Genomic DNA, 17,238 nt, shown 5'->3' on the forward strand with positions numbered 1-17,238 from the left:
CGACCGATATACTCGCCAGCTGCGCAGGGTTTGTAAGAGGTTGCTGTGCGAAAACGTTGTTGGCCCGTCCTTTGCTCGGGATTTAGCCTTTTTCGCAGAGTTTCCCTTTAGGCGCCTGATGGAAAACGTGACGAACGCAGTGTGTTCGGTGTTGAATCGTTTTTCTTGAAGACGGCTACCACCCGCAATACCCACGAAGAGTCACGGGTCAGAGGCCCCTCGGCATGATAGAGCTCGAACAAGAAGATCCGATCCCACAGGGCGACCTGGCCCTGCAAATCACCGCCCTTCCGCGAGAAACCAACGGCTTTGGCGATATTTTCGGCGGCTGGCTGGTCGCACAGATGGATCTGGCCGGCACCGCCATGGCCAGCCGCGTCGCCGGTGGCCGCGTCGCCACTGTCGCCATCGACCGCATGGCATTTCTCGTCCCGGTCGCCGTCGGCGCGCAGTTGTCCTTTTATACCCAGACCCTGGAAATCGGCCGCAGCTCGATCCAGATGATGGTCGAAGTGTGGAGCGATGACCCACTCTCCAGCGAATGGCGCAAGGTCACCGAAGCGGTTTTCGTCTTCGTTGCCATCGACGGCAGCGGTCGCACCCGTTCGGTGCCACCACGCGCGCGTTAAACCTCGCGGCCGTTTTGCGGTCGATAGTCGTCCCCAGTGTCTGATCGAGAGTTGCCCATGAACACGCCCAACGTTGAAGCCGTGAAACAGGATGAACTGAACTGCTGGCGCATCCGCCACGGCAAGGCCGAAGTGCTGGTGGCCCAGCAAGGCGCGCACATCCTTAGTTATCAGGTCGACGGCCAGCCGCCGATCATCTGGCTCAACGACAAGGCCGACTTCAAGACCGGCAAAAGCATCCGCGCCGGCGTTCCGGTGTGCTGGCCGTGGTTCGGCAAATTCGAACGCAACCCGCAGGGCGTGCAGGCCATGTACACCGGCGCGCAACCGGCCCCGGCGCACGGTCTGGTGCGGGCGATCGACTGGCAGTTGGGCAATATCGAATCGGCGGCTGACGGCATCAAGGTCGAGTTCAAGCTGCCCTGTCCAGAAGGTGGCCTGCCAGGCTGGCCGCACGAGGTCGATCTGACCCTGACCCTGCATCTGGCGGATCAACTGCATTACAGCCTGACCAGCCATAACCGGGGTTCTGGCAGCGTCACGCTGAGTCAGGCGCTGCACACCTATTTCGCCGTGAGTGACGTGCGCAATGTGCATGTCGATGGCGTCGCCGGGCTGAATTACATCGAGACCCTGGATGACTGGAACACGGCCAGCCAGACTGGAGATCTGCATTTCAGCAGCGAGACCGACCGCATCTATCTCGACGCTCCGCCACGGCTGAGCATCGTTGATCCGACCTGGGAACGACGCATCGTGCTGACGTCCAGCGGTTCACGCACCGCAGTGATCTGGAACCCGTGGATCGACCGCGCCGCTGCACTGCCCGACATGGACAACGACGGCTGGCAGCGCATGCTGTGCATCGAGACGGCGAATGTGATGGATGACGTGGTGACATTGGCGCCGGGGGCGAGCCATACCATGGGCGTGAGCGTCGCCAGCAAACCGCTTTAAGATCAAAAGATCGCAGCCTTCGGCAGCTCCTGCATTTGGAATGCATTTTCCCTGTAGGAGCTGCCGAAGGCTGCGATCTTTTGCTTTAAAGGTCAGCTTCCTGCACGACCCGCACCTTCTCCGCCTCCAGTGCATATGCCGCATCCGCGAGGTCATTGCTGACCTTCTCGACCTTGAGCGTGCCGGTCACCCACAGCGGTGTGTAAATGTCGTCCAGTTTCAAGCCTTTGGGATAACGCACCAGCACCAGTTGATTGGGCGGCGGAGGCGGCACGTGGATGCAGGCGCCCGGATACGGTACGAGGAAGAACAGCGTGCTGCGGCCCTTGGCATCCGACTCCAACGGCACCGGGTAGCCACCGATGCGGATGTGTTTGTCGTTCATCGACGCCACGGTTTTGGTCGAATACATCACTGCCGGCAGACCTTTGGCCTGCTTCATCCCGCCCTTCTCGGTGAAAGTGCCGGTGGCTTCGGGAGAGTTGTGGTCGATGTCTGGCATGGCCTCGAGGGCTTTCTGATCCGACTTGGGCATCAGTTCCAGCCAGTCGGTTTCCGGCAGTTCGCCGGCGTGGGCGAGATAGCTGCCCAACAAGAGGAGAGTCAACAGAAGACGGCGCATGAAGGTGCTCGGCAGGCAGAGGAATGAACGGTGAGTCGCCGCGCATTCTAGCCCTCCCGGCCGCGATGGCCGAGAGGGCTTTGTCGCTTTCGATCAGTTCTTTTTGATCAGACCGTAGATCACCAGCAACACGACAGCGCCGACCAGTGCGCCGAGGAAACCCGCGCCCTCGCCCGCCTGATAGATGCCCAGAGCCTGGCCGCCGTAAGTGGCCGCCAGCGAACCGCCGATACCGAGCAGGATGGTCATGATCCAGCCCATGCTGTCATCGCCCGGTTTCAGGAACCGAGCCAGCAGGCCGACGATCAAGCCGATAAAGATGGTTCCGATAATTCCCATGACATTTCCCTCTGATTAAGTGGCTATGCCAAAGCCTAGTCAGACTTTCGCATACTGCCATGAGAGAACGGCGGCCCCGCAATGGTTCCGCCGCTGCCACATGAAACTGCTTTACTCGGCGATCAGCGCTTCGACCTTGATGATCTGCGCCTGCAGCGTGGCCATGTCGGCGCAACGCAGGTTGGCGTGGCCGACCTTGCGTCCGGCCTTGAAAGCTTTGCCGTAGTGATGCAGATGGCAGTCTTCGATGGCGATGACTTTTTCCACCGGCGGCACTACGCCGATGAAGTTGAGCATCGCGCTCTCGCCGACCTTGGCGGTCGAACCCAGCGGCAGGCCGGCCACGGCACGCAGGTGGTTTTCGAACTGGCTGCACTCGGCACCTTCGGTGGTCCAGTGCCCGGAGTTGTGCACGCGCGGGGCGATTTCGTTGGCTTTCAGGCCACCGTCGACTTCGAAGAACTCGAAAGCCATCACACCAACATAGTCGAGGTGTTTAAGCACACGGCTGGAATAATCTTCCGCCAGCGCCTGCAACGGGTGATCGGTACTGGCCACCGACAGCTTGAGGATGCCGCTGTCGTGGGTGTTGTGCACCAGTGGATAGAACTTCGTTTCACCATCGCGCGCGCGCACGGCGATCAGCGACACCTCGCCGGTGAACGGCACGAAGCCTTCCAGCAGGCAGGCAACGCTGCCCAGTTCGGCAAAAGTACCGGCCACGTCTTCCGGCTTGCGCAGGACTTTCTGGCCCTTGCCGTCGTAACCCAGGGTGCGGGTTTTCAGCACGGCCGGCAGACCGATCGCAGCGACAGCGGCATCCAGGTCGGCTTGCGACTGGATGTCGGCGAAGGCCGGGGTCGGAATGCCGAGGTCTTTGAACATGCTCTTTTCGAACCAGCGGTCACGAGCAATGCGCAGGGCTTCGGCGCTCGGGTAGACCGGCACGAATTGCGAAAGAAACGCCACGGTTTCGGCCGGGACGCTTTCGAATTCGAAGGTCACCAGATCGACTTCATCGGCCAGTTGGCGCAGATGATCCTGATCGCCGTAATCGGCCCGCAGGTGTTCGCCCAGTGCGGCCGCACAGGCGTCAGGCGCAGGGTCGAGAAAAGCGAAGTTCATGCCCAGCGGAGTACCCGCCAGAGCCAACATGCGACCCAACTGGCCGCCACCGATTACACCGATCTTCATCAAAACAACCTCAGGCAATACGTGGGTCTGGATTGTCCAGGACGCTGTCTGTCTGCTCGGCACGGAAGGTTTTCAGTACCGCGTGGAACTGCGGGTGCTTGGCGCCGAGTATGCTCGCCGACAGCAAGGCTGCGTTGATCGCGCCGGCCTTGCCGATCGCCAGCGTGGCGACCGGAATGCCCGCCGGCATCTGCACGATCGACAGCAGCGAATCGACGCCCGAGAGCATGGCCGACTGCACCGGCACGCCCAGTACCGGCAGGTGGGTCTTGGCCGCACACATGCCTGGCAGGTGGGCCGCACCGCCGGCACCGGCGATGATCACCTCGATGCCGCGGCCTTCAGCCTCTTCGGCGTACTGGAACAGCAGATCCGGGGTGCGGTGGGCGGAGACCACTTTGACCTCGTACGGGATGCCGAGCTTTTCCAGCATATCGGCGGTGTGGCTAAGGGTGGACCAATCGGACTTGGAGCCCATGATCACGCCAACCAGTGCACTCATCGTCGCGCCTCTTCTCTCAGGAGCGCCCGCAGGCGCGTCATAAAACAACAAGCCACGCAGGTTGCGTGGCTTGATTGTACGAAAAATGGCCGGACGTGCCGGCCGAAGGCCGCGCAGTATACCGCAAAGAAAGCAATAAACAGCCCCCGAAACGACCATCCGTCAAATCAGCGAAAGGCCCGGTCTTATTGACTTGAAGGTCAGCGCCGCAACACCACAAATCCCCCTGTGGGAGGGGGCTTGCTCGCGAAAGCGTCGTGTCAGTCGGCCTCTATTTATCTGGCACACCGCCTTCGCGAGCAAGCCCGCTCCCACAGTTGGTTCTGCAGTGGGTCAGGAGGTTTGTGCTGCGCCACCTTCGAGCTTGCGCCACAGCAACCGCACGTTGGCCTTGCGCACCAGCGCGCAGCGGTACAGACGGATCTCCAGCGGCACATGCCATTGCGGGCCGCCGCAGACCACCAGTTCGCCCCGCGCCAACTCGGCGCGCACGCTCAGTTGTGGTACCCAGGCGATGCCCAGGCCCTCCAGTGCCATGCTTTTCAGGCTGTCGGCCATGGCGGTTTCGTAGATCGTGGTGAAGCGCAATTGACGCTGGCGCAGCAAGCCATTGACCGAACGTCCGAGAAACGCACCGGCGCTGTAAGCCAGCAACGGCACGCTCGCCTCGCCCTCCAGGTCGAACAATGGCTTGCCATCGGCATCCGCCGCGCACACCGGAAGCATTTCGGTCTGGCCCAGATGCAGCGACGGGAAGATCTCCGGGTCCATCTGCATGGCTGAATCCGGGTCGTAGAAGGCCAGCATCAGATCGCAGCCGCCTTCGCGCAGCGCATGCACGGCATCGCCAACGTTGGTCGCCACCAAACGTGTGGCGATGTTCAGCCCCTCGTTGCGTAACTGGGCGATCCAGCGCGGGAAGAAGCCCAGGGCCAGGGAATGCGCCGCAGCAACTTGCATCACTTCGCCCTGCCCGCCTTCCAGATGATGCAGATGGCGCAGCACCTCACCGAGCTGTTCGACCACGGTGCGCGCGGTCACCAGGAACAACTGCCCCGCCGCCGTCAGTTCGACCGGCGTGCGCGATCGGTTGACCAGTGTCAGCCCCAGCGCGGCTTCGAGGCTGCGGATCCGCCGACTGAACGCCGGCTGGGTCACGAAGCGCCGTTCGGCCGCCTGCGAAAAGCTGCGAGTGGCGGCCAGGGCACTGAAGTCCTCGAGCCATTTGCTTTCCAGATTCATCACGTCCTCCCGGACACGCACCAAAACAGGTCACACGTCTGCCGCGCAAGCGGCGTCACATGGGCATTATGCCGAATGTGCATAGGGCAGTGCTGAACAGCATTGGCCCAAAAATCCCCACAAGCCTAGCATTCGCAGCGTTCCGGCACAGACCGGGTCCTTATCGAGATGATTTCTATCATGTCCTCCGCTGCATCTTTCCGCACAGAAACCGACCTGCTTGGCGCCCTCGAAGTACCGGCCCATGCGTATTACGGCATCCAGACCCTGCGAGCGGTGAACAACTTCCGCCTCTCGGGCGTTCCGATTTCGCATTACCCGAAACTGGTTGTGGGCCTGGCGATGGTCAAACAGGCCGCCGCTGACGCCAACCGCGAGCTGGGTCACCTGAGCGAAGCCAAGCACGCTGCCATCAGCGAAGCCTGTGCGCGATTGATCCGCGGCGATTACCACGAAGAGTTCGTGGTCGACATGATTCAAGGTGGCGCCGGTACTTCCACCAACATGAACGCCAACGAAGTGATCGCCAACATTGCGCTCGAAGCGATGGGTCACGAGAAAGGCGAATATCAGTACCTGCACCCGAACGATGACGTGAACATGGCGCAGTCGACCAACGACGCTTACCCGACGGCGATCCGTCTGGGTCTGCTGCTGGGTCACGACGCGCTGCTGGCCAGCCTCGACAGCCTGATTCAGGCGTTCGCGGCCAAGGGCAAAGAGTTCGACCACGTCCTGAAAATGGGCCGTACCCAGCTGCAAGACGCCGTGCCGATGACCCTCGGCCAGGAATTCCGCGCGTTCGCCACCACCATGGGCGAAGACCTCGCGCGTCTGAAGACGCTGGCCCCGGAACTGCTGACCGAAGTCAACCTCGGCGGCACCGCGATCGGCACCGGCATCAACGCCGACCCGCGTTATCAGGCACTGGCTGTTCAACGTCTGGCTTTGATCAGCGGCCAACCGCTGGTACCGGCCGCCGACCTGATCGAAGCGACCTCCGACATGGGCGCCTTCGTGCTGTTCTCCGGCATGCTCAAGCGCACCGCGGTCAAGCTGTCGAAGATCTGCAACGACCTGCGCCTGCTGTCCAGCGGCCCACGCACCGGCATCAATGAAATCAACCTGCCGGCGCGCCAGCCAGGCAGCTCGATCATGCCCGGCAAGGTCAACCCGGTGATCCCGGAAGCCGTGAACCAGGTCGCGTTCCAGGTCATCGGTAACGACTTGGCGCTGACCATGGCAGCCGAAGGCGGCCAGCTGCAACTGAACGTGATGGAGCCGCTGATCGCCTTCAAGATCCTCGATTCGATCCGCCTGCTGCAACGCGCCATGGACATGCTGCGCGAGCACTGCATCGTCGGCATCACCGCCAACGAAGCGCGCTGCCGCGAACTGGTCGAGCATTCGATCGGTCTGGTCACCGCACTGAACCCGTACATCGGCTACAAAAACGCCACCCGCATCGCCCGTATCGCCCTTGAAAGCGGCCGCGGCGTGCTGGAACTGGTGCGCGAAGAAGGTCTGCTCGACGAAGCCATGCTCGCCGACATCCTGCGCCCGGAAAACATGATTGCCCCGCGTCTGGTTCCGCTCAAAGCCTGAGCCGACGCGAACTTGTAGCACCGCTCACCAGGTCGAGGGACTAGACACCTCTCACCTTTTGAGGGCTTGGGGATTTTGTCCCCGAGCCCTTTTTTTTAACTTCTTTGCGGCAGGACGTTAAATGTTTTGTGTATTTGATACCGCCAAGATCGCAGCCTTCGGCAGCTCCTACAGTGATTGGCGTACACCTGTAGGAGCTGCCGAAGGCTCGGGCCGCGATCGGACGATCTTTTGATCTTGCAGCACCCTCGTTTCGTCGCTTGCACCACTACCGTGCAGACGGGCGCGTCACTGATCGGTATAGTGCCGCCCCTCTTCGCGTGAGCGGTCGTCGGTAACGAGGCCACAACCCATGCGAAACCCGAACTAATAACAAAACCCGCGATATGGATCCGGGACGAAACCTTCGCCTCGCCCGTCGTGCCGCGCGCAGACCGGTGTAACACGATGTTTCTCCGATCCAGCATTTGCACCCACAAAAAACAGCGAGGCAAAATCCATGCTCGAAGTCATCAACGACTTCCTCTCAGGGAAAGTACTGATCGTGCTCATTGTCGGGCTCGGTAGCTACTTCACGATTCGCTCGCGTTTCGTTCAACTGCGCCACTTCTTCCACATGTTCGCGGTGTTCCGCGACAGCCTCAAAGGCAGCGCCGGGCAGCTCAGCTCCTTCCAGGCCTTGATGCTCAGCCTCGCCGGCCGCGTCGGTGCAGGCAACATCGCCGGTGTCGGCATCGCCGTGACCCTCGGTGGTCCGGGTGCGGTGTTCTGGATGTGGGTGACCGCACTGGTCGGCATGTCCAGCAGCTTCTTCGAATGCACCCTGGCCCAGGTCTACAAGCGCGCCGATGGCGATGGCCTGTACCGTGGCGGCCCGGCCTACTACATCCAGCACGGGCTGAAGCTCAAAGGCATGGCGGTGGTTTTCTCCATTCTGTTGCTGGTCACCTACGGCTTCGCCTTCATTGGCCTGCAGTCCTACACCGTGACGCATTCGCTGCAGAACGCCTTTGAGTTCGATCCACGCCACACCGGTATCGTCCTGGCGGTGCTGCTGGCCATCACCTTTATCGGTGGCATCAAGCGCATCGCTTCGGTCTCCGACCTGCTGGTACCCATCAAGACCCTGGCCTATATCGGCGTGACCCTGTACGTGATCGGCACCCAGATCGAACAGGTACCGGCCATGCTGGAGACCATCTTCAAGAGCGCCTTCGGCCTTGACCCGGCCTTCGCCGGCCTGCTCGGCAGCGCCATTGTCATGGGCGTGAAGCGTGGAGTGTTCGCCAACGAAGCAGGCCTGGGCAGTGCGCCGAACGTCGCCGCCGTAGCGGCCGTCAAGCACCCGGGCGCGCAGGGCGTGGTCCAGGCTTTCAGTGTGTTCCTCGACACCTTCGTGATCTGCACCTGCACCGCGCTGCTGATCCTGCTGTCGGGCTTCTACACCCCGGGCTTCGAGGGTGACGGCATCGTCCTGACCCAGAACTCGCTGGCCGCCGTGGTGGGTGACTGGGGTCGCATGTTCGTCAGCGTCGCGCTGTCGCTGTTCGTCTTCACCTGCATCCTCTACAACTACTATCTGGGCGAGAACAGCTTGCAGTTCCTGACCCGCAACCGCGCCGCGCTGATGGTTTTCCGCGCTCTGGTGCTGGCGCTGGTGGTGTGGGGTTCGATGCAGGATCTGACGACGGTGTTCGCCTTCGCTGACATCACCATGACCTGCCTGGCCTTCGTCAACCTGGTGGCTCTGGCCATGCTGTTCAAGGTCGGCCTGCGCGTCATGCGCGACTACGATGAGCAGCGTCGCGCCGGCGTCAAACAGCCCGTGTTCGATTCCAGCAAATTCGCCGATCTGGATCTGGATCGCAATGCCTGGCCGGTCAATCCGCCAGCAGCTGCGGGTCAGACCGAAACTGCGCCGCAAGGCGTCCCTGCAGCGCAACGCTGACAGGTGAATGACGGGCGCATCCCCTGCGCCCGTCAGTTACAGTGCGATGCAATACCTGTGCGAGCGGGCTTGCTCGCGAATACGGTGAATCAGTGGAAATATCTTTAGCTGACCCACCGCTTTCGCGAGCAAGCCCGCTCCCACGTGTCATCTCTTGTGGAGACCTCAGATGATTGCCAATTCCTATCCCGCCGCTCAACAGGTCATGGTGCTTTACACCGGTGGCACCATCGGCATGCAGGCCAGCGCCAACGGGCTGGCTCCGGCGTCCGGTTTCGAAGCGCGGATGCGCGACTACCTGCACAGCCAGCCTGAGCTGGTAGTGCCGCAGTGGCAATTTCGGGAAATGTCGCCGCTGATCGACAGCGCCAACATGGCGCCCGCCTACTGGCAGCAACTGCGCGAGGCGGTTGTCGATGCCGTGGATGTGCAAGGCTGCGACAGCGTGCTGATCCTGCACGGCACCGATACGTTGGCCTACAGCGCGGCGGCGATGAGTTTTCAATTGCTCGGCCTGCATGCCCGCGTGTGTTTCACCGGCTCGATGCTGCCGGCGGGTGTGACCGACAGCGATGCCTGGGAAAACCTCGGCGGCGCGCTGGTCGCTCTCGGCCAAGGCCTGGCGCCGGGCGTGCATTTGTACTTCCACGGCGAACTGCTGGCGCCGACCCGCTGCGCGAAAGTGCGCAGCTTCGGCCGCCATCCGTTCAAACGTCTGGAGCGTCAGGGCGGTGGAGTGAAGGCGCCGTCGATTCCCCTCGCGCTGAGCTACAACCAGCCCAGGCAACTGGCGAAAGTCGCGGTGTTGCCGCTGTTTCCCGGCATCAGCGCCGAGACCCTCGACAGCCTGTTCGACAGCGGCATTCAAGGCCTCGTGCTGGAATGCTACGGCAGCGGGACCGGGCCGAGCGACAACCCGCAATTCCTCGCCAGCCTTGGCCGCGCACGGGATAACGGCGTGGTGGTGGTTGCGGTTACGCAGTGCCATGAAGGTGGGGTTGAGCTGGACGTGTATGAGGCGGGCAGCCGTTTGCGCGGTGTTGGGGTGTTGTCTGGTGGCGGCATGACGCGAGAAGCGGCGTTCGGCAAGTTGCATGGGTTGCTCGGTGCCGGGCTGGCAAATGCTGAAGTGCGCCGGCTGATTGAACTCGATCTGTGCGGCGAGTTGGTCTGACACAACGCAAGATTCTGTGAGAGCGGGGTTGCTCGCGAAGGCAGCGTGTCAGATAAGGCGATGTCGACTGACACGACGCATTCGCGAGCAAGCCCGCTCCCACATTTTGATCTGCGTACGGCATATAAATTGCTGCATGCCAGCCACCTCCAGGCTGGAAGATCCCATGCTCCACTCCCACCTCACTACCCTCAATGCGGTTTCGCTGATCCTCAACACGTTCAAGGCCGAAGGCCTGTCGAGCGAGGCGTTGCTGGCTGGCAGCGGCATTGTTGCGGCGGATCTGCAGCGGGCCGATACGCGCATCACCACCCATCAGGAGATGCAGGTCTGCACCAACGCGGTCGCGCTCAAGCGTGACATCGGCCTTGAGCTGGGCCGACGCATGCACGTGTCCTGTTACGGCATGCTCGGTTACGCCCTGCTGACCTGTGCCACCTTCGGTGACGCTTTGCGTCTGGCGATCCGCTATCCGGCGCTGTTGGGCACGCTGTTCGAACTGAGCCTGGAAGACGATGGCGAGCAGGTCTGGTTCGTCGCCGCCGACTATCGCGAAAGCCCGGCGATGGCGGTGTTCAATGCCGAATTCTGTCTGGTCTCATTGAAAGTCATCTGCGACGACTTGCTCGGCCATGCGCTGCCGCTGCGCGCCACGCGCTTCGAACATGCCGCACCGGACTACCGCGCCAGCTACGCCGTACCCTTCCACTCGCCGCTGCACTTTTCGGCCAGGCACAACGCCTTCGCCTTCGACCGTCACTGGCTCGATCAGCCGCTGCCGCTGGCCGACGCGATCACCCATCAGGCCATGGCCGAGCGCTGCCGCAAGCAAAATCTGGAGTTCACCGGACGTCAGGCCTGGCTGGGCCGTATTCGTCAGCTGCTCAGCGCGCAGTTGAACGCTGCGCCTGGACTTGAAGGTCTGGCGCAGCAGATGAAGTGCTCACCGCGCACCTTGCGCCGGCATTTGAAAGACATGGGCAGCAGTTATCAGGAACTGCTCGATGAACTGCGCTTCGAGCGAGCCAAGCAGATGTTGTGTGAGGATCTGTTGCCGATCTATCGGATTGCCGAAACGCTGGGCTTCAGCGAAACCGCGAGTTTCCGCCATGCGTTTGTGCGCTGGAGCGGCGTGGCGCCGAGTCAGTTCAGAGCCTGATAAATCAAAAGATCGCAGCCTTCGGCAGCTCCTGTACCAATCCCGCAGGAGCTGCCGAAGGCTGCGATCTTTTGATTGTGAGGGGCGAATTTCGGTCAGAGGTTTTGGCCACATCGATCCCCTTTTGGCCGCTCACAACGTTTCCCGATCTGCCCCGCGCCGCAACACTGAAGATCACCGAATCAGCCTTGCGGAGAACAACAAATGCTGACGATCTACTCAGACGATCACCACTTGCACCATGGCCGCTGCGAACTTATCGATGGCCAGCTCAAACCGTGCTTCGAGATGCCGTCGCGTGCCGACCATGTGCTGCAACGCGTGCAGAAGCAAAACCTCGGTGCGGTCGAAGCGCCGAAGGATTTCGGCCTGGAACCGATCGCGCGCATTCACAGCCGCGACTATCTGGAATTTTTCAAGGGCGCCTGGGATCGCTGGACGGAGTTCAACACCGACGGCGATTTGCTGCCCTACACCTGGCCGGCGCGCACCCTGCGTGCGATAAAACCGACCAGCCTGCATGGTCAGCTCGGTTACTACAGCTTCGATGGCGGCGCGCCGATCACCGCCGGCACTTGGCAAGCGGCCTACAGCGCGGCGCAAGTGGCGCTTACCGCGCAAGCAGAAATCCAGCGTGGCGCACGCGCGGCCTTCGCGTTGTGCCGCCCACCGGGACATCACGCCGCCAGCGATTTGATGGGTGGTTATTGCTACCTCAACAACGCCGCCATCGCCGCGCAAGCGTTCCTCGATCAGGGCCACCAGAAAGTCGCCATTCTCGACGTCGATTACCACCACGGCAACGGCACTCAGTCGATTTTCTACGAGCGCAGCGACGTACTCTTCACTTCGATCCACGGCCATCCGGAAGCGGAGTTTCCGTTCTTTCTCGGCTATGACGATGAGCGTGGCGAAGGTGCCGGTGAAGGGTTCAATTTCAACTATCCGCTGCCGGCCGGCTCCGGCTGGGATGTGTGGAGCGCGGCGCTGGACCAGGCCTGCGACGAAATTGACCGCTACGGCGCGGACATCATCGTCGTCTCGCTCGGTGTCGACACATTCAAGGACGACCCGATCTCGCAGTTCAAACTCGACAGCCCGGATTACCTGGCCATGGGCAAACGCATCGCTGCCCTCGGCAAGCCGACCCTGTTCGTCATGGAAGGTGGCTACGCGGTAGAAGAAATCGGCATCAACGCAGTGAACGTGCTGGAAGGTTTTGAACAATGAAAAAGCGACTGATCGCCTCGGCGCTGTGCGCGGCCCTGCTGAGCGTTGGCGCCCACGCCGAAGAACGCACGCTGCGCGTCTATAACTGGTTCGACTACATCACGCCCAAGGCCCTGGAAGACTTCAAGGCACAGAACAGCCAGACCAAACTGATCTACGACATCTTCGACACCAACGAAGCACTCGAGGCCAAGTTGCTCACCGGCAATTCCGGCTATGACGTGGTGGTGCCGTCCAACGTGTTTCTCGCCAAACAGATCGAGGCCGGGGTATTTCAGCCGCTGGATCGCAGCAAGCTGCCGAACTGGAATCACCTCGATCCGAAACTGATGAAACTGATCGAGGCCAATGACCCGGGCAATAAATTTGCCGTGCCATACATGTACGGCACCATCCTGATCGGCTTCAACCCCGCCAGGATCAAAGCAGCTCTGGGCGACAACGCGCCGGTGGACAGTTGGGACCTGATCTTCAAGGAAGAGAACATCAGCAAGCTCAAGCAGTGCGGCGTCGCCCTGCTCGACTCACCGTCGGAGATTCTGCCGCTGGCCCTGCAACATCTGGGACTCGACCCCAACAGCAAAAACCCGGCCGATTACGCCAGGGCTGAAGCGTTGCTGATGAAGATCCGCCCTTATGTGACGTACTTTCATTCCTCCAAGTACATGGCTGACATTGCCAACGGCGACATCTGCGTGGCTGTCGGTTATTCCGGCAGTTTCTCGCAGGCGGCCAACCGCGCCAAGGAAGCGAAGAACGGCGTGGTGGTCGATATGCGTCTGCCGAAGGAAGGTGCGCCGATCTGGTTCGACATGCTCGCGATTCCCAAGGGCGCGAAGAACACCGAGGACGCCTACACCTTCATCAACTATCTGCTGCAACCTGCGGTGATCGCCCCGGTCAGCGATTTTGTCGGCTACCCCAACCCGAACAAGGACGCCACCGGCCTGGTCGATCCGGCCATTCGCAACAACCCGAACCTGTACCCGACCGATGCGGCAATGAGCACGCTCTACACCTTGCAACCGCTGCCGCGGGACGCCGAACGCGCGCGGACGCGGGCCTGGACCAAAATCAAATCGGGGACGTGAAACCACCGCCTCGCAACTTGATACTCATCCAGCCTGCGAGGCGTTGTCGGCTCATCCCTGCCACGCCTGTCGCAGCCGGGCCAGTGCCGCTTTGATCGCCGCCTCCGGCACGGCGGCGAAACCCAGCACCAGCCCGGCACGCTGCTGCATGGGCGTGGTCGAGTCGGGTAACCAGTATGTGCTCAGGCCGTTGATCTCGACGTCGACGGCAGCAGCCTGAGCGATCAACTGTTGCTCGCGCTCGATGCTGTCCACGGCCACGGTCAGGTGCAGGCCGGCAGGAACGGCGGGCAATTGACCGACACCGGCGATCGCCGTCGGCCAGCCTTCGAGCAGGCAGTTGCGCCGGCTAAGCGCAGCCCGACGCATGCGGCGAATATGTCGCTGGAAATGCCCGGCCGCCATGAATTCGGCCATCACCGCTTGCGTGCTGACTTCCGAATGCCGCACATCGACGGCACGGCGTTGCGAAAACGCTTCGACCAGGCCTGGCGGCAGTACCAGATAACCGAGGCGCAGCGCCGGGAACGCCACTTTGCCGAACGTACCGACGTAAAGCACCCGGCCCTGACGATCAAGTGCCGCCAACGGCGCCAACGGGGCGCCGGTGTAGCGGTACTCGCCGTCGTAGTCATCCTCGACGATCCAGCCGTCGACACGCTCGGCCCAGGCCAGCAATTCCAGACGCCGGGCCAGACTCATCACCACGCCAGTGGGGTATTGATGAGACGGCGTGACGTAGGCTACACGGCAGTCGCTGAGCTGAGCCATGGTGCTGCAATCGATGCCATCGCTGTCTACTGCCACGCCATGCAATTTTGCTCCCGCTACGGCGAAGGCATGTCCGGCGGCGCGATAGCCTGGATTTTCCATCGCCACACCGTTTCCAGGCTCGACCAGCAACTGTGCACAAAGGCTGATGCCCTGCTGCGCGCCACTGGTGATCACAATTTGCTCAGCCGTGCACTGCATGCCCCGCGAACTGCGCAAATAGGCAGCGATCATGCCACGCAGTCGCGCATCACCGGCCGGGTCGCCGTAACACAGCTGCTGCAAATCCGGTTTGCGCCAGAAAGCCGCGCTCAGCTTGGCCCAGACCTCGAAAGGGAACAGATCGAACGCAGGCACGCCTACCCGAAAAGCTCGCGGCGGACCGCTTGGCGGTTGAGCCATATGATGCTTTTCGATACGGGAAAGTCCGCCGTTGTGGATAACTCTGCTGGATGGATTTACAGGCAAATCCAGCCAATTTGTGGATAAAGCTGTGGGTAAGCCTGTTGACAAGCCTGTGGATGAATTTGTGGATAGTTTTTTCTTCGGGGTTGATGCCTGAGCCAATTGTGCGACGTAGGTTCCGTCACCCACGCGCCCTTCGATGAACCCCTCGGCATACAACTGATCGTAGGCGCGCACCACACTGTTACGAGAAATTCCCAGGGCTGATGCCAGATCGCGGCTGGCCGGTAGTCGCGTGCCACTGGCCAGACGCCCATCAAGCACCCGCAAGCGCAACGCCTGGTAGAGCTGGCGGCTCAGGCCCAGTCGGCGATCAAGCTCGATCCCGGCAGGATTGAAAGGCATCGACAGTGGCGGCAGATCAGGCATGGAAAATGGACCTATCAAATGGCTCGGCAATGGCTCTTACAACAGACCAATAGCCTGCCTAGGATGCAGGCATTCGCCAAGGAAAATCTGTCCATGTACACACCACGCGCCTTTGCCATCGAAGACTTGTCCCAACTGCACGAACTGATCCTGGCCACTCGCCTGGCCATTTTGGTCAGCCACGGTGAGAACGGGCTGCAAGCCAGCCATGTGCCGGTGCTGCTGCATCGCGAACAGGGCGAGTACGGCACGCTCTACGGCCATCTGGCCAAGGCCAATGCGCAGTGGAAAGACCTGCGCGACGGCGCCGAGGCGATGCTGATCTTCGCCGGCCCGGATGCCTATGTCAGCCCGAGCTTCTATCCGGGCAAAGCCGAACACGGCAAAGTCGTGCCGACCTGGAACTACATCGCTGTCCACGCCTACGGCCATGCCGAAACCTTTAGCGATGGCGGGCGTCTGCTCGACATCGTCAGCACCCTCACTGACCGCCACGAAGCGGGCCGCGCCCAGCCGTGGTCGGTCGACGATGCGCCGGCCGATTACATCGATGGCATGCTCAAAGCCATCGTCGGTTTTGCCATTCCCATCGACCGCCTCGAAGGCAAACGCAAGCTCAGCCAGAACCGCAGCGCCGAAGACATTGCCGGGGTGCGCGAAGGCCTCGTCGCCAGCCCTGACGCCAACGATCAAACCCTCGCCCGCTTGATGCGTTAAGGAAAACCGTATGACCCAGATCGATATCCGCCCGGTCAGCGCCGATGACCACGCCGCCTGGCTGCCGCTGTGGCAGGCCTACCTGCGCTTTTACAACACCGAACTGCCAGACGCCGTCACCCAGAGCACTTGGCAGCGCATTCTCGATCCGAACGAGCCGACTCACGCGGCCCTTGCCTGGGCCGATGGCAAAGCGTTGGGCATGGTGCATTACATCTATCACCGCTCGAACTGGAGTATTGAAAACTCCTGCTATCTGCAGGATCTGCTGGTAGTGCCCGAGTCACGCGGCACCGGCGTCGGTCGGCTGTTGATCGAGCACGTCTACGCTACCGCCAAGGCCGATGGTTGCTGCAAAGTCCACTGGCTGACCCACGAAACCAATGCCACGGCGATCCAGCTCTATGAGCGTATTGCCGAACGTCCAGGTTTCATCCAGTTTCGTAAAGCCCTTTAAGGAGACGCGCACATGAGCGCTTCACTCGCTGACTGGAAAGGCGCCCCCGCCCCCTCCGCCACCCTGCTCGAAGGCCGCTTCATTCGCCTGGAAAAACTCGACCCCGCGCGGCATGCCGAGCAACTGTACGCCGCACTTGAAGGCCCCGGTGCCGATCCGAAACTCTGGGATTATCTGCCTTACGGTCCGTTCCGCGAGCGCAGTGCATTCAACGACTGGCTGAACAATCATGCGGCCAACAGCGACCCGTATTTTTTCAGCGTCATCGACCGTGCGACCGATCAGGTGCAGGGCATCCTCAGCCTGATGTCGATCGTTCCGGCGCAGGGCCGCATCGAAATCGGCCACGTCACCTTTGGCGCGCCAATGCAGCGCTCGCCGAAAAGCACCGAGGCGGTGTACCTGCTGGCCAAGTATTCGTTCGAGCTGGGTTACCGGCGCCTGGAATGGAAGTGCAATAACGGCAACGCCCGCTCCAAATACGCGGCCGAGCGCTTGGGCTTCAGCTTTGAAGGGGTTTTTCGCCAGCACATGGTGGTCAAGGGGCAGAACCGCGATACCGCGTGGTATTCGATTCTGGATGCGGAATGGCCGGCGATTGGTGCCGGGTTCGAGCGCTGGTTGAGCGATGAAAACCAGTCGCCTGGCGGCCAACTCAAAAGCTTGGCCGGATGCCGTAGCTGCACCTGACAGTACTTCAATGTGGGAGCGGGCTTGCTCGCGAAGGCAGTGTGTCAGTCACTGCAAACGGTGAATGAGCAGCCGCT

17 protein-coding genes are annotated in these 17,238 nt (G+C 61.4%); 11 read left to right on the forward strand and 6 right to left on the reverse strand.

The window, feature by feature from the left end; all coding sequences use genetic code 11:
• Positions 1 to 224: 224 nt before the first annotated feature.
• Positions 225 to 629 carry an acyl-CoA thioesterase gene (locus CXF97_RS24535; RefSeq protein WP_003229628.1) on the forward strand — a complete coding sequence of 135 codons (405 nt, stop codon included), beginning with the start codon at positions 225 to 227 and terminating at the stop codon, positions 627 to 629.
• Positions 630 to 686: 57 nt separating this feature from the next.
• On the forward strand, positions 687 to 1,586 hold the full coding sequence (locus CXF97_RS24540; protein WP_101161755.1) for a D-hexose-6-phosphate mutarotase: 900 nt from the start codon (positions 687 to 689) through the stop codon (positions 1,584 to 1,586).
• Between the two features lie 85 nt (positions 1,587 to 1,671).
• Here the strand turns inward: CXF97_RS24540 and CXF97_RS24545 are convergent, their stop codons facing one another.
• The 5 genes from CXF97_RS24545 to CXF97_RS24565 form a co-directional block, all read right to left on the reverse strand.
• On the reverse strand, positions 1,672 to 2,208 hold the full coding sequence (locus tag CXF97_RS24545) for a DUF3299 domain-containing protein (protein ID WP_101161756.1): 537 nt from the start codon (positions 2,206 to 2,208) through the stop codon (positions 1,672 to 1,674).
• A gap of 93 nt (positions 2,209 to 2,301) precedes the next feature.
• Positions 2,302 to 2,547: a GlsB/YeaQ/YmgE family stress response membrane protein gene (locus CXF97_RS24550; RefSeq protein WP_016772475.1), complete on the reverse strand. Its 246-nt coding sequence runs from the start codon at positions 2,545 to 2,547 to the stop codon at positions 2,302 to 2,304.
• A gap of 111 nt (positions 2,548 to 2,658) precedes the next feature.
• Positions 2,659 to 3,741 (reverse strand): 5-(carboxyamino)imidazole ribonucleotide synthase, encoded by a 1,083-nt coding sequence (locus tag CXF97_RS24555; RefSeq protein WP_101161758.1) that lies wholly within the window; start codon positions 3,739 to 3,741, stop codon positions 2,659 to 2,661.
• 10 nt (positions 3,742 to 3,751) lie between these two features.
• Entirely contained in the window at positions 3,752 to 4,243 is a 492-nt protein-coding gene (gene purE / locus CXF97_RS24560) for a 5-(carboxyamino)imidazole ribonucleotide mutase (RefSeq protein WP_007954291.1), read from the reverse strand.
• A 333-nt stretch (positions 4,244 to 4,576) separates the two neighbouring features.
• Positions 4,577 to 5,485, reverse strand: coding sequence for a LysR substrate-binding domain-containing protein (locus tag CXF97_RS24565; protein WP_101161760.1), 909 nt, complete (start codon positions 5,483 to 5,485; stop codon positions 4,577 to 4,579).
• Positions 5,486 to 5,665: 180 nt separating this feature from the next.
• Between CXF97_RS24565 and aspA the strand changes: the two genes are divergently transcribed.
• From aspA to CXF97_RS24595, 6 genes are all read left to right on the forward strand, one after another.
• Positions 5,666 to 7,090, forward strand: coding sequence for an aspartate ammonia-lyase (gene aspA, locus CXF97_RS24570; RefSeq protein WP_016772472.1), 1,425 nt, complete (start codon positions 5,666 to 5,668; stop codon positions 7,088 to 7,090).
• Positions 7,091 to 7,589: 499 nt separating this feature from the next.
• On the forward strand, positions 7,590 to 9,038 hold the full coding sequence (locus CXF97_RS24575) for a sodium:alanine symporter family protein (RefSeq protein ID WP_101161762.1): 1,449 nt from the start codon (positions 7,590 to 7,592) through the stop codon (positions 9,036 to 9,038).
• Positions 9,039 to 9,207: 169 nt separating this feature from the next.
• Positions 9,208 to 10,212, forward strand: coding sequence for an asparaginase (locus CXF97_RS24580; RefSeq protein ID WP_101161764.1), 1,005 nt, complete (start codon positions 9,208 to 9,210; stop codon positions 10,210 to 10,212).
• Between the two features lie 166 nt (positions 10,213 to 10,378).
• Entirely contained in the window at positions 10,379 to 11,371 is a 993-nt protein-coding gene (locus tag CXF97_RS24585) for an AraC family transcriptional regulator (protein ID WP_101161766.1), read from the forward strand.
• 204 nt (positions 11,372 to 11,575) lie between these two features.
• Positions 11,576 to 12,601 (forward strand): histone deacetylase family protein, encoded by a 1,026-nt coding sequence (locus tag CXF97_RS24590; protein ID WP_101161768.1) that lies wholly within the window; start codon positions 11,576 to 11,578, stop codon positions 12,599 to 12,601.
• Complete coding sequence (locus tag CXF97_RS24595; protein WP_101161770.1) at positions 12,598 to 13,692, forward strand: polyamine ABC transporter substrate-binding protein; 1,095 nt, start codon at positions 12,598 to 12,600, stop codon at positions 13,690 to 13,692. The genes CXF97_RS24590 and CXF97_RS24595 overlap by 4 nt, the downstream gene beginning before the upstream one ends.
• Before the next feature lie 51 nt (positions 13,693 to 13,743).
• Here CXF97_RS24595 and CXF97_RS24600 read toward each other — a convergent pair whose 3' ends face one another.
• On the reverse strand, positions 13,744 to 15,297 hold the full coding sequence (locus tag CXF97_RS24600) for a PLP-dependent aminotransferase family protein (protein WP_101161772.1): 1,554 nt from the start codon (positions 15,295 to 15,297) through the stop codon (positions 13,744 to 13,746).
• 93 nt (positions 15,298 to 15,390) lie between these two features.
• Between CXF97_RS24600 and CXF97_RS24605 the strand changes: the two genes are divergently transcribed.
• From CXF97_RS24605 to CXF97_RS24615, 3 genes are read left to right on the forward strand one after another with little or no spacing between them, the layout of a single operon-like run.
• Positions 15,391 to 16,014 (forward strand): FMN-binding negative transcriptional regulator, encoded by a 624-nt coding sequence (locus tag CXF97_RS24605; RefSeq protein WP_101161774.1) that lies wholly within the window; start codon positions 15,391 to 15,393, stop codon positions 16,012 to 16,014.
• Positions 16,015 to 16,024: 10 nt separating this feature from the next.
• Positions 16,025 to 16,471: a GNAT family N-acetyltransferase gene (locus tag CXF97_RS24610; RefSeq protein ID WP_101161776.1), complete on the forward strand. Its 447-nt coding sequence runs from the start codon at positions 16,025 to 16,027 to the stop codon at positions 16,469 to 16,471.
• Between the two features lie 12 nt (positions 16,472 to 16,483).
• A complete protein-coding gene (locus CXF97_RS24615) occupies positions 16,484 to 17,161 on the forward strand; it encodes a GNAT family N-acetyltransferase (RefSeq protein ID WP_101161778.1) in 678 nt (225 codons plus the stop codon).
• Positions 17,162 to 17,238: the final 77 nt, after the last annotated feature.

The organism is Pseudomonas sp. Choline-02u-1 (genome assembly GCF_002836515.1).
Classification (GTDB): Bacteria; Pseudomonadota; Gammaproteobacteria; order Pseudomonadales; family Pseudomonadaceae; genus Aquipseudomonas.

Bases quoted from the DNA above. Each gene is read 5' to 3' on its own strand.
- CXF97_RS24535 (WP_003229628.1), top strand. From the start codon at position 225: ATGATAGAGCTCGAACAAGAAGATCCGATCCCACAGGGCGACCTGGCC.
- CXF97_RS24540 (WP_101161755.1), top strand. From the start codon at position 687: ATGAACACGCCCAACGTTGAAGCCGTGAAACAGGATGAACTGAACTGC.
- CXF97_RS24545 (WP_101161756.1), bottom strand. From the start codon at position 2,208: ATGCGCCGTCTTCTGTTGACTCTCCTCTTGTTGGGCAGCTATCTCGCC.
- CXF97_RS24550 (WP_016772475.1), bottom strand. From the start codon at position 2,547: ATGGGAATTATCGGAACCATCTTTATCGGCTTGATCGTCGGCCTGCTG.
- CXF97_RS24555 (WP_101161758.1), bottom strand. From the start codon at position 3,741: ATGAAGATCGGTGTAATCGGTGGCGGCCAGTTGGGTCGCATGTTGGCT.
- purE (WP_007954291.1), bottom strand. From the start codon at position 4,243: ATGAGTGCACTGGTTGGCGTGATCATGGGCTCCAAGTCCGATTGGTCC.
- CXF97_RS24565 (WP_101161760.1), bottom strand. From the start codon at position 5,485: ATGAATCTGGAAAGCAAATGGCTCGAGGACTTCAGTGCCCTGGCCGCC.
- aspA (WP_016772472.1), top strand. From the start codon at position 5,666: ATGTCCTCCGCTGCATCTTTCCGCACAGAAACCGACCTGCTTGGCGCC.
- CXF97_RS24575 (WP_101161762.1), top strand. From the start codon at position 7,590: ATGCTCGAAGTCATCAACGACTTCCTCTCAGGGAAAGTACTGATCGTG.
- CXF97_RS24580 (WP_101161764.1), top strand. From the start codon at position 9,208: ATGATTGCCAATTCCTATCCCGCCGCTCAACAGGTCATGGTGCTTTAC.
- CXF97_RS24585 (WP_101161766.1), top strand. From the start codon at position 10,379: ATGCTCCACTCCCACCTCACTACCCTCAATGCGGTTTCGCTGATCCTC.
- CXF97_RS24590 (WP_101161768.1), top strand. From the start codon at position 11,576: ATGCTGACGATCTACTCAGACGATCACCACTTGCACCATGGCCGCTGC.
- CXF97_RS24595 (WP_101161770.1), top strand. From the start codon at position 12,598: ATGAAAAAGCGACTGATCGCCTCGGCGCTGTGCGCGGCCCTGCTGAGC.
- CXF97_RS24600 (WP_101161772.1), bottom strand. From the start codon at position 15,297: ATGCCTGATCTGCCGCCACTGTCGATGCCTTTCAATCCTGCCGGGATC.
- CXF97_RS24605 (WP_101161774.1), top strand. From the start codon at position 15,391: ATGTACACACCACGCGCCTTTGCCATCGAAGACTTGTCCCAACTGCAC.
- CXF97_RS24610 (WP_101161776.1), top strand. From the start codon at position 16,025: ATGACCCAGATCGATATCCGCCCGGTCAGCGCCGATGACCACGCCGCC.
- CXF97_RS24615 (WP_101161778.1), top strand. From the start codon at position 16,484: ATGAGCGCTTCACTCGCTGACTGGAAAGGCGCCCCCGCCCCCTCCGCC.